The following is a 13501-nucleotide window of genomic DNA, read 5'->3' on the forward strand; positions in this document are numbered from 1 at the left end:
GGTTAATTCGTATTTATAATTGTATTTTATTGTTCTTTCGCTGCTAAACAGGAGGGGTGTTATGTCCGTTGAATATACCGGTGGGAATGGGTCTGAAACTATTATTGGTAGTGATGAGGCAGATACGATCGAGGCCAAAGGTGGCAACGATTATGTCTCCGGTGGCGATGGTGATGACCATATCCTTGGGGGCAGCGGCAATGACCGCCTCGATGGCAATGCCGGTGATGATGTGATCACTGGCGGTGACGGCAGTGATGTTCTTAATGGTGGTTCCGGTTCTGACACCTATGTGTGGAACAATGGCGATGACCGTGATGCCTATCGCGACAACGGCAAGGATGGTCAGGACACGATTGTCAGTACGTCGCAGAACTTTGATGGTCTACAGGCGAGCTTTAATGCCAAGAGCCACGGGATTGAAGCGATTGAACGCGATAATGGCGGTGATCTGACGGTTCGCGGTACGGACGGTAAGGAAAGCTGGAACTTCACTGGCGCAGATCTGCAAGACGGCAGCAAAATCAGCACCAAGGGCGGGAACGACACGGTCTATGGTTCTGCCAATTCTGAAACCATTGATGCCGGCAGCGGCAACGATTATGTCTCCGGTGGCGATGGTGATGACCATATCCTTGGGGGCAGCGGCAATGACCGTCTGGATGGCAATGCCGGTGATGATGTGATCACTGGCGGTGACGGCAGTGATGTTCTTAATGGTGGTTCCGGTTCTGACACCTATGTGTGGAACAATGGCGATGACCGTGATGCCTATCGCGACAACGGCAAGGATGGTCAGGACACGATTGTCAGTACGTCGCAGAACTTTGATGGTCTGCAATCCAGCTTTAATGCCAAGAGCCACGGGATTGAAGCGATTGAACGCGACAATGGCGGTGATCTGACGGTTCGCGGTACGGACGGTAAGGAAAGCTGGAACTTCACTGGCGCAGATCTGCAAGACGGCAGCAAAATCAGCACCAAGGGCGGGAACGACACGGTCTATGGTTCGGCCAATTCTGAAACCATTGATGCCGGCAGCGGCAACGATTATGTCTCCGGCGGTGAAGGTGATGACCATATCCTTGGGGGCAGTGGCAATGACCGCCTTGATGGTAATGCCGGTGATGATGTGATCACTGGCGGTGACGGCAGTGATGTTCTCAATGGTGGTTCCGGTTCTGACACCTATGTGTGGAACAATGGCGATGACCGTGATGCCTATCGCGACAACGGCAAGGATGGTCAGGACACGATTGTCAGTACGTCGCAGAACTTTGATGGTCTACAGGCGAGCTTTAATGCCAAGAGCCACGGGATTGAAGCGATTGAACGCGACAATGGCGGTGATCTGACGGTTCGCGGTACGGACGGTAAGGAAAGCTGGAACTTCACTGGCGCAGATCTGCAAGACGGCAGCAAAATCAGCACCAAGGGCGGGAACGACACGGTCTATGGTTCTGCCAATTCTGAAACCATTGATGCCGGCAGCGGCAACGATTATGTCTCCGGCGGTGAAGGTGATGACCATATCCTTGGGGGCAGTGGCAATGACCGCCTTGATGGTAATGCCGGTGATGATGTGATCACTGGCGGTGACGGCAGTGATGTTCTCAATGGTGGTTCCGGTTCTGACACCTATGTGTGGAACAATGGCGATGACCGTGATGCCTATCGCGACAACGGCAAGGATGGTCAGGACACGATTGTCAGTACGTCGCAGAACTTTGATGGTCTACAGGCGAGCTTTAATGCCAAGAGCCACGGGATTGAAGCGATTGAACGCGATAATGGCGGTGATCTGACGGTTCGCGGTACGGACGGTAAGGAAAGCTGGAACTTCACTGGCGCAGATCTGCAAGACGGCAGCAAAATCAGCACCAAGGGCGGGAACGACACGGTCTATGGTTCTGCCAATTCTGAAACCATTGATGCGGGCAGCGGCAACGATTATGTCTCCGGTGGCGATGGTGATGACCATATCCTTGGGGGCAGCGGCAATGACCGCCTCGATGGCAATGCCGGTGATGATGTGATCACTGGCGGTGACGGCAGTGATGTTCTCAATGGTGGTTCCGGTTCTGACACCTATGTGTGGAACAATGGCGATGACCGTGATGCCTATCGCGACAACGGCAAGGATGGTCAGGACACGATTGTCAGTACGTCGCAGAACTTTGATGGTCTACAGGCGAGCTTTAATGCCAAGAGCCACGGGATTGAAGCGATTGAACGCGATAATGGCGGTGATCTGACGGTTCGCGGTACGGACGGTAAGGAAAGCTGGAACTTCACTGGCGCAGATCTGCAAGACGGCAGCAAGATCAGCACCAAGGGCGGGAACGACACGGTCTATGGTTCTGCCAATTCTGAAACCATTGATGCAGGCAGCGGCAACGATTATGTCAAAGGCGGGGACGGCTATGACACGTTGCTTGGCGGTTCTGGCAACGACCGTCTTTACGGTAATACGGGCAATGACTGGTTGAACGGTGGTTCTGGCAGTGATGTTGTTGATGGTGGTAGCGGCGTTGATGTGTCTGAGTTTTCAGGCAAGATTCAAAATTATGAAGTGACGAAGCTGTCTGGAGAAAAATATCGGGTTAAGAACTTACGTAATGGGGAAATCGATACTGTTGTCGGTGTGGAACGCCTTAAATTCGATGATGGATTTGTCTTCTTTCAGGAAAATCAGGAACCTGTTGCTGAATATTTTGAAACAATCATTGCTGAGGATGCACCTCTTTTAGAAAGTTCTGTCGTTGCCTCTGATCTTGACGGTGATCGCCTGGTCTTCTCTTTACTAAGTGATGTTCCTGCTGGACTCACATTTAATACGGATGGCACTTTCAGTTTCGATGCTTCTCATGCTGCTTATCAGCATTTGGCTGTGGGCGAAGAAGCAATTATTCAATTTACCTATCAGGTGGAAGATGGCTTTGGTGGAAGTGATAGCCAGAGCGCCAGTATTATCGTGACAGGGACAAATGATGTGCCTGTGGCTGTTATGGACGAAGCTACAACAGATGAAGATACGGCCATCTTGATTGATGTCTTGGCAAACGACACAGATGTTGATCAAAGCGATACGCATACCATTGAAAGTGTTGAGATCCTTTCTGGGCAAGGAAATGTTAGTATCGCTGATAATAAGCTTCGCTTTGATCCCGGTGCTGCATATCAAGAACTTGAAAGTGGGGATGTTGCTACAGTAACCCTTTCCTATACTATGCGTGATGCTCATGGCGCCCTGAGTACAGCCACGGTTGATATTAATGTTGATGGCTTGGCTGAGATGGGCCTTGGCCCCGTCATGCAGGCATCTGCTCATGAAGAGCTTGTGAACACGCGTGTGATTGATGCGCAGTCCAATCCGGATACGACGGCGTTGAAAGACGGTGGTTATGTGGTGAGCTGGACGTCGAACAATCAGGATGGGTCCGGTGCAGGGGTTTATGCCCAGCGTTTTGATAGCGATGGTCATCCGCAAGGTGTTGAGTTCCGTGCCAACAGCCGGACTTCTCATGGGCAATTCCATTCAGCGGTTGCCAGCCTTGAAGATGGCGGCTTTGTCATGACGTGGGAAAGCCAGCATCAGGACGGGTCGGATTCAGGGATTTACCATCAGCGTTTTGATGCACAGGGCAACCGGGTTGGTGCAGAAGGGCTGGTCAACAGCTATACCCCTCATAATCAGACCCGTCCGGAAATCACCGGTCTGGCCGATGGTGGGTATGTGATCACCTGGCAGTCGCAGCATCAGGATGGCTCTGGCTATGGGGCGTATGCGCAACGTTACGATGCGCAGGGCAACAAGTTTGGCAAGGAGTTCATGCTGAGTGATGTGGGCAGTGGTGATCAGGCTTACCTGGATGTTACGTCCCTTGAAGACGGTGGCTTTGTTGCAACCTGGGGCTCGCGTGGGGACATTCGAGCACAGGTGTTTGATGCCGACAGCGAACGTGTGAATGGTGGCGAGGTTCTGGTCAACCTGCAGACGCGTGACGATCAGAATGAACCGAAGATTTCTGCACTAAGTGGCGGTGGCTTTGTGGTGAGCTGGCACAGCAAAAACCATGATGGCGATGGGTATGGCGTTTATACACGTCGTTTTGATGCCAAGGGTCAGGCGATTGATACACGTGATGTGCTGGTGAACCAGTATGTTCGCTCCAATCAAATGCATAGCAGCGTGACGGGCCTGGATGACGGTGGTTATTTTGTGACCTGGTCGTCTTATGGTCAGGATGGCGACAACTGGGGTGTTTATGGGCGTCGTTATAGTGTTGACGGTCAGGCCATGGGCAATGAGTTCCGGATGAACAATTACACGGGCAGTTGGCAGATTGCCCCTGATGTGTCCAGCCTTGAAGACGGTTCTGTACTTGTAACCTGGCATTCCCATGGTCAGGACGGTTCCAACGACGGGATCTATAGCAAGATCTATCGCTTCACCGATGAAGGCATGCTGGTCGAAGGCACAAACGGCGACGACGTTCTGTCCGGTGCACGCGGTGATGACACTCTGGTCGGCGGTGCCGGTGATGATGTGGTTGAGTTCAGCGGGGCACGTGAGGATTATTCCATCGTGCAAACCAGCAACGGTCTGGTGGTCAGCGATAAGCGTCTGGTCGGTCAGGGCGATGGCCGTGACGTGCTGCAAGAGATTGAGACCCTGCGCTTTAGCGATGGGGACTATAGTGTGGCCGATGCTCTGGGTGTGCGTGATCTCGGTGCTGTCATGCAGGCATCTGCTCATGAAGAGCTTGTGAACACGCGTGTGATTGATGCGCAGTCCAATCCGGATACAACGGCGTTGAAAGACGGTGGTTATGTGGTGAGCTGGACGTCGAACAATCAGGATGGTTCTGGTGCAGGGGTTTATGCCCAGCGTTTTGATAGCGATGGTCATCCGCAAGGTGTTGAGTTCCGTGCCAACAGCCGGACTTCTCATGGGCAATTCCATTCAGCGGTTGCCAGCCTTGAAGATGGCGGCTTTGTCATGACGTGGGAAAGCCAGCATCAGGACGGGTCGGATTCAGGGATTTACCATCAGCGTTTTGATGCACAGGGCAACCGGGTTGGTGCAGAAGGGCTGGTCAACAGCTATACCCCTCATAATCAGACCCGTCCGGAAATCACCGGTCTGGCCGATGGTGGGTATGTGATCACCTGGCAGTCGCAGCATCAGGATGGCTCTGGCTATGGGGCGTATGCGCAACGTTACGATGCGCAGGGCAACAAGTTTGGCAAGGAGTTCATGCTGAGTGATGTGGGCAGTGGTGATCAGGCTTACCTGGATGTTACGTCCCTTGAAGACGGTGGCTTTGTTGCAACCTGGGGCTCGCGTGGGGACATTCGAGCACAGGTGTTTGATGCCGACAGCGAACGTGTGAATGGTGGCGAGGTTCTGGTCAACCTGCAGACGCGTGACGATCAGAATGAACCGAAGATTTCTGCACTAAGTGGCGGTGGCTTTGTGGTGAGCTGGCACAGCAAAAACCATGATGGCGATGGGTATGGCGTTTATACACGTCGTTTTGATGCCAAGGGTCAGGCGATTGATACACGTGATGTGCTGGTGAACCAGTATGTTCGCTCCAATCAAATGCATAGCAGCGTGACGGGCCTGGATGACGGTGGTTATTTTGTGACCTGGTCGTCTTATGGTCAGGATGGCGACAACTGGGGTGTTTATGGGCGTCGTTATAGTGTTGACGGTCAGGCCATGGGCAATGAGTTCCGGATGAACAATTACACGGGCAGTTGGCAGATTGCCCCTGATGTGTCCAGCCTTGAAGACGGTTCTGTACTTGTAACCTGGCATTCCCATGGTCAGGACGGTTCCAACGACGGGATCTATAGCAAGATCTATCGCTTCACCGATGAAGGCATGCTGGTCGAAGGCACAAACGGCGACGACGTTCTGTCCGGTGCACGCGGTGATGACACTCTGGTCGGCGGTGCCGGTGATGATGTGGTTGAGTTCAGCGGGGCACGTGAGGATTATTCCATCGTGCAAACCAGCAACGGTCTGGTGGTCAGCGATAAGCGTCTGGTCGGTCAGGGCGATGGCCGTGACGTGCTGCAAGAGATTGAGACCCTGCGCTTTAGCGATGGGGACTATAGTGTGGCCGATGCTCTGGGTGTGCGTGATCTCGGTGCTGTCATGCAGGCATCTGCTCATGAAGAGCTTGTGAACACGCGTGTGATTGATGCGCAGTCCAATCCGGATACAACGGCGTTGAAAGACGGTGGTTATGTGGTGAGCTGGACGTCGAACAATCAGGATGGTTCTGGTGCAGGGGTTTATGCCCAGCGTTTTGATAGCGATGGTCATCCGCAAGGTGTTGAGTTCCGTGCCAACAGCCGGACTTCTCATGGGCAATTCCATTCAGCGGTTGCCAGCCTTGAAGATGGCGGCTTTGTCATGACGTGGGAAAGCCAGCATCAGGACGGGTCGGATTCAGGGATTTACCATCAGCGTTTTGATGCACAGGGCAACCGGGTTGGTGCAGAAGGGCTGGTCAACAGCTATACCCCTCATAATCAGACCCGTCCGGAAATCACCGGTCTGGCCGATGGTGGGTATGTGATCACCTGGCAGTCGCAGCATCAGGATGGCTCTGGCTATGGGGCGTATGCGCAACGTTACGATGCGCAGGGCAACAAGTTTGGCAAGGAGTTCATGCTGAGTGATGTGGGCAGTGGTGATCAGGCTTACCTGGATGTTACGTCCCTTGAAGACGGTGGCTTTGTTGCAACCTGGGGCTCGCGTGGGGACATTCGAGCACAGGTGTTTGATGCCGACAGCGAACGTGTGAATGGTGGCGAGGTTCTGGTCAACCTGCAGACGCGTGACGATCAGAATGAACCGAAGATTTCTGCACTAAGTGGCGGTGGCTTTGTGGTGAGCTGGCACAGCAAAAACCATGATGGCGATGGGTATGGCGTTTATACACGTCGTTTTGATGCCAAGGGTCAGGCGATTGATACACGTGATGTGCTGGTGAACCAGTATGTTCGCTCCAATCAAATGCATAGCAGCGTGACGGGCCTGGATGACGGTGGTTATTTTGTGACCTGGTCGTCTTATGGTCAGGATGGCGACAACTGGGGTGTTTATGGGCGTCGTTATAGTGTTGACGGTCAGGCCATGGGCAATGAGTTCCGGATGAACAATTACACGGGCAGTTGGCAGATTGCCCCTGATGTGTCCAGCCTTGAAGACGGTTCTGTACTTGTAACCTGGCATTCCCATGGTCAGGACGGTTCCAACGACGGGATCTATAGCAAGATCTATCGCTTCACCGATGAAGGCATGCTGGTCGAAGGCACAAACGGCGACGACGTTCTGTCCGGTGCACGCGGTGATGACACTCTGGTCGGCGGTGCCGGTGATGATGTGGTTGAGTTCAGCGGGGCACGTGAGGATTATTCCATCGTGCAAACCAGCAACGGTCTGGTGGTCAGCGATAAGCGTCTGGTCGGTCAGGGCGATGGCCGTGACGTGCTGCAAGAGATTGAGACCCTGCGCTTTAGCGATGGGGACTATAGTGTGGCCGATGCTCTGGGTGTGCGTGATCTCGGTGCTGTCATGCAGGCATCTGCTCATGAAGAGCTTGTGAACACGCGTGTGATTGATGCGCAGTCCAATCCGGATACAACGGCGTTGAAAGACGGTGGTTATGTGGTGAGCTGGACGTCGAACAATCAGGATGGTTCTGGTGCAGGGGTTTATGCCCAGCGTTTTGATAGCGATGGTCATCCGCAAGGTGTTGAGTTCCGTGCCAACAGCCGGACTTCTCATGGGCAATTCCATTCAGCGGTTGCCAGCCTTGAAGATGGCGGCTTTGTCATGACGTGGGAAAGCCAGCATCAGGACGGGTCGGATTCAGGGATTTACCATCAGCGTTTTGATGCACAGGGCAACCGGGTTGGTGCAGAAGGGCTGGTCAACAGCTATACCCCTCATAATCAGACCCGTCCGGAAATCACCGGTCTGGCCGATGGTGGGTATGTGATCACCTGGCAGTCGCAGCATCAGGATGGCTCTGGCTATGGGGCGTATGCGCAACGTTACGATGCGCAGGGCAACAAGTTTGGCAAGGAGTTCATGCTGAGTGATGTGGGCAGTGGTGATCAGGCTTACCTGGATGTTACGTCCCTTGAAGACGGTGGCTTTGTTGCAACCTGGGGCTCGCGTGGGGACATTCGAGCACAGGTGTTTGATGCCGACAGCGAACGTGTGAATGGTGGCGAGGTTCTGGTCAACCTGCAGACGCGTGACGATCAGAATGAACCGAAGATTTCTGCACTAAGTGGCGGTGGCTTTGTGGTGAGCTGGCACAGCAAAAACCATGATGGCGATGGGTATGGCGTTTATACACGTCGTTTTGATGCCAAGGGTCAGGCGATTGATACACGTGATGTGCTGGTGAACCAGTATGTTCGCTCCAATCAAATGCATAGCAGCGTGACGGGCCTGGATGACGGTGGTTATTTTGTGACCTGGTCGTCTTATGGTCAGGATGGCGACAACTGGGGTGTTTATGGGCGTCGTTATAGTGTTGACGGTCAGGCCATGGGCAATGAGTTCCGGATGAACAATTACACGGGCAGTTGGCAGATTGCCCCTGATGTGTCCAGCCTTGAAGACGGTTCTGTACTTGTAACCTGGCATTCCCATGGTCAGGACGGTTCCAACGACGGGATCTATAGCAAGATCTATCGCTTCACCGATGAAGGCATGCTGGTCGAAGGCACAAACGGCGACGACGTTCTGTCCGGTGCACGCGGTGATGACACTCTGGTCGGCGGTGCCGGTGATGATGTGGTTGAGTTCAGCGGGGCACGTGAGGATTATTCCATCGTGCAAACCAGCAACGGTCTGGTGGTCAGCGATAAGCGTCTGGTCGGTCAGGGCGATGGCCGTGACGTGCTGCAAGAGATTGAGACCCTGCGCTTTAGCGATGGGGACTATAGTGTGGCCGATGCTCTGGGTGTGCGTGATCTCGGTGCTGTCATGCAGGCATCTGCTCATGAAGAGCTTGTGAACACGCGTGTGATTGATGCGCAGTCCAATCCGGATACAACGGCGTTGAAAGACGGTGGTTATGTGGTGAGCTGGACGTCGAACAATCAGGATGGTTCTGGTGCAGGGGTTTATGCCCAGCGTTTTGATAGCGATGGTCATCCGCAAGGTGTTGAGTTCCGTGCCAACAGCCGGACTTCTCATGGGCAATTCCATTCAGCGGTTGCCAGCCTTGAAGATGGCGGCTTTGTCATGACGTGGGAAAGCCAGCATCAGGACGGGTCGGATTCAGGGATTTACCATCAGCGTTTTGATGCACAGGGCAACCGGGTTGGTGCAGAAGGGCTGGTCAACAGCTATACCCCTCATAATCAGACCCGTCCGGAAATCACCGGTCTGGCCGATGGTGGGTATGTGATCACCTGGCAGTCGCAGCATCAGGATGGCTCTGGCTATGGGGCGTATGCGCAACGTTACGATGCGCAGGGCAACAAGTTTGGCAAGGAGTTCATGCTGAGTGATGTGGGCAGTGGTGATCAGGCTTACCTGGATGTTACGTCCCTTGAAGACGGTGGCTTTGTTGCAACCTGGGGCTCGCGTGGGGACATTCGAGCACAGGTGTTTGATGCCGACAGCGAACGTGTGAATGGTGGCGAGGTTCTGGTCAACCTGCAGACGCGTGACGATCAGAATGAACCGAAGATTTCTGCACTAAGTGGCGGTGGCTTTGTGGTGAGCTGGCACAGCAAAAACCATGATGGCGATGGGTATGGCGTTTATACACGTCGTTTTGATGCCAAGGGTCAGGCGATTGATACACGTGATGTGCTGGTGAACCAGTATGTTCGCTCCAATCAAATGCATAGCAGCGTGACGGGCCTGGATGACGGTGGTTATTTTGTGACCTGGTCGTCTTATGGTCAGGATGGCGACAACTGGGGTGTTTATGGGCGTCGTTATAGTGTTGACGGTCAGGCCATGGGCAATGAGTTCCGGATGAACAATTACACGGGCAGTTGGCAGATTGCCCCTGATGTGTCCAGCCTTGAAGACGGTTCTGTACTTGTAACCTGGCATTCCCATGGTCAGGACGGTTCCAACGACGGGATCTATAGCAAGATCTATCGCTTCACCGATGAAGGCATGCTGGTCGAAGGCACAAACGGCGACGACGTTCTGTCCGGTGCACGCGGTGATGACACTCTGGTCGGCGGTGCCGGTGATGATGTGGTTGAGTTCAGCGGGGCACGTGAGGATTATTCCATCGTGCAAACCAGCAACGGTCTGGTGGTCAGCGATAAGCGTCTGGTCGGTCAGGGCGATGGCCGTGACGTGCTGCAAGAGATTGAGACCCTGCGCTTTAGCGATGGGGACTATAGTGTGGCCGATGCTCTGGGTGTGCGTGATCTCGGTGCTGTCATGCAGGCATCTGCTCATGAAGAGCTTGTGAACACGCGTGTGATTGATGCGCAGTCCAATCCGGATACAACGGCGTTGAAAGACGGTGGTTATGTGGTGAGCTGGACGTCGAACAATCAGGATGGTTCTGGTGCAGGGGTTTATGCCCAGCGTTTTGATAGCGATGGTCATCCGCAAGGTGTTGAGTTCCGTGCCAACAGCCGGACTTCTCATGGGCAATTCCATTCAGCGGTTGCCAGCCTTGAAGATGGCGGCTTTGTCATGACGTGGGAAAGCCAGCATCAGGACGGGTCGGATTCAGGGATTTACCATCAGCGTTTTGATGCACAGGGCAACCGGGTTGGTGCAGAAGGGCTGGTCAACAGCTATACCCCTCATAATCAGACCCGTCCGGAAATCACCGGTCTGGCCGATGGTGGGTATGTGATCACCTGGCAGTCGCAGCATCAGGATGGCTCTGGCTATGGGGCGTATGCGCAACGTTACGATGCGCAGGGCAACAAGTTTGGCAAGGAGTTCATGCTGAGTGATGTGGGCAGTGGTGATCAGGCTTACCTGGATGTTACGTCCCTTGAAGACGGTGGCTTTGTTGCAACCTGGGGCTCGCGTGGGGACATTCGAGCACAGGTGTTTGATGCCGACAGCGAACGTGTGAATGGTGGCGAGGTTCTGGTCAACCTGCAGACGCGTGACGATCAGAATGAACCGAAGATTTCTGCACTAAGTGGCGGTGGCTTTGTGGTGAGCTGGCACAGCAAAAACCATGATGGCGATGGGTATGGCGTTTATACACGTCGTTTTGATGCCAAGGGTCAGGCGATTGATACACGTGATGTGCTGGTGAACCAGTATGTTCGCTCCAATCAAATGCATAGCAGCGTGACGGGCCTGGATGACGGTGGTTATTTTGTGACCTGGTCGTCTTATGGTCAGGATGGCGACAACTGGGGTGTTTATGGGCGTCGTTATAGTGTTGACGGTCAGGCCATGGGCAATGAGTTCCGGATGAACAATTACACGGGCAGTTGGCAGATTGCCCCTGATGTGTCCAGCCTTGAAGACGGTTCTGTACTTGTAACCTGGCATTCCCATGGTCAGGACGGTTCCAACGACGGGATCTATAGCAAGATCTATCGCTTCACCGATGAAGGCATGCTGGTCGAAGGCACAAACGGCGACGACGTTCTGTCCGGTGCACGCGGTGATGACACTCTGGTCGGCGGTGCCGGTGATGACACCTACTTGTTTGAGCTTGGTGATGGAAATGATTTAATTATCAACCATAATGAAGGCGCAAGTAACGATACCCTTTTGTTTGGAGAGCAAATTGACAAAGATCAGTTGTGGTTCTCGCGTGATGGCAATGACCTGAAGGTACAAGTTATTGGGACGAAGGATACTATCGTTGTTGATGATTGGTACGAGGATAATGGTGCCAATCAGGTTGCTGAATTTGAAACATCAACAGGTGACACGATAACGTCTACCAATGTGGAGAACCTCGTACAGGCAATGGCTAGCTTTACTGCACCAATTGAGGGCGAAATGGAGCTGTCTCAGGATTTGCAAGGAGCACTCGATCCGGTTATTGCTGCAAATTGGGAGTAATTGTTAGATCTCAAAGCCTATTTAAGGCTGATAGAGAATGAAGGGCATCTGAGTGTCCTGAAAGGAAAGTCCATTAGGTGTTGTGCTTAATGGACTTTTTCTGTTTTAATTTTTTTTGGGGGTAACAGACATCATTTCACTTTCCTTGGACAACCACTGGTTCAACGTGGGTATGCCAATGTCAAGATGAGCTGCAACTTGTTTGTGAGATAGCTTACTTGTCCGTGCAAGTGGAATAACGGCATGTTTAGATTTATCAGATTTTTTGAGACTCATTTATACCCCCCTGTAAATCTCAATTTAACAGAAGGTAATCTCCAGGTTTAAGGAGCATGTCCATGTTTTTGATCGGACGTGATTTTACGTATTTAATCAATCGGCAAGAAATATTTTTGAGGATTATTCAAAATAGTTTTCTGTGGCGCGGGCGAAGGCTTCCAGGACTTTGGGGGCATGAATGCCTCTTTTTTCCAGGGCGCTTTTGCGCATGGCAACAAGATATTGTTCTGATGAGGTAATCGGGATGTCTTTGATTTCTTTACCGTCTTTTAAAATATGCAGGGCATATTCGGCGGCGGTTTCGCCTTGTTCATAAGGTGAGGCCCCGACCGAGATCATGATGCCATCGCGTGTGTTGAAATCATTGATGCCAATCACGGGAATGGGGGAGTTTGCCTCCGTCCAGCTGCCGACTTCGGTGGATGTGACGAATTTCCGCTCATTGGCCTTATCTTCATCATTGCGATACATTTTACGATAGGCACCAACCAACAAGAGGTCAGCCGTGTTATCAACGGTGCGTACATAGCTTTGCCAAGCTTCAAACGTATCGAAGGCGATGGGAGACTGGAAGTCTAAAGCTGTCCATTGGTTATCGGTCAAAAATTTCGCATCAATTGAGGCGGAGAAAGACGTGTCGCTGGCAAAGACTGCCTTTGGCAGCTTGTCTTTGAAATGATCAGCAAAAAGCATTTTGACGAGTTCTTCAACGGCATCAACGGGTTTGCATTCCAAAATGCCTGTCGCATTTGTGGCTTCGCGATAGCCATAGGATTCCTGACAGCCATTGACCCCGGCAAAAACGATCTTCATTTTGGGATCGTTGATGTAATGTTTTGCGGCCAGTTTTTGTGCATTGTCATCAATGGCGATGAGGACATCGGGCTGCATATCATCAATGGCTTTGCGTGCGGCAACGCCTGCGCGGTGTTTAAAGTTTTTGCCGCCTTTTTTCTTGGTCCCCATATAATGGTAGCGAATATCCAGCCAGCTTTCCTGTTCCAGAATGCGCTCCAGCCCGACATTAATTTCACGGGTCCAGATATAGTCAGTCGAATAACTGTGCAGGATTAAAACAGTTGGTCTGGACATATTGAGCCACAGCACAAACAGAATAAACCCCAGAAAAAAAGCCCCCATTGTGAGGTTTCTTAAAATGAC

General features: G+C 52.5%; 2 protein-coding genes. One reads left to right on the plus strand and one right to left on the minus strand.

What is annotated here, in order from left to right:
• Positions 1-61 precede the first annotated feature (61 nt).
• The gene (locus E4K71_RS00740) at positions 62-12061 is read left to right on the plus strand and encodes an Ig-like domain-containing protein (RefSeq protein ID WP_135075106.1); all 12000 of its coding nucleotides are present in this window, start codon (positions 62-64) and stop codon (positions 12059-12061) included.
• 399 nt (positions 12062-12460) lie between these two features.
• Here the strand turns inward: E4K71_RS00740 and E4K71_RS00745 are convergent, their stop codons facing one another.
• The gene (locus E4K71_RS00745) at positions 12461-13480 is read right to left on the minus strand and encodes an ABC transporter substrate binding protein (RefSeq protein ID WP_167730167.1); all 1020 of its coding nucleotides are present in this window, start codon (positions 13478-13480) and stop codon (positions 12461-12463) included.
• Between the last annotated feature and the right edge of the window lie 21 nt (positions 13481-13501).

This window comes from Terasakiella sp. SH-1 (assembly GCF_004564135.1).
GTDB lineage: Bacteria > Pseudomonadota > Alphaproteobacteria > Rhodospirillales > Terasakiellaceae > Terasakiella.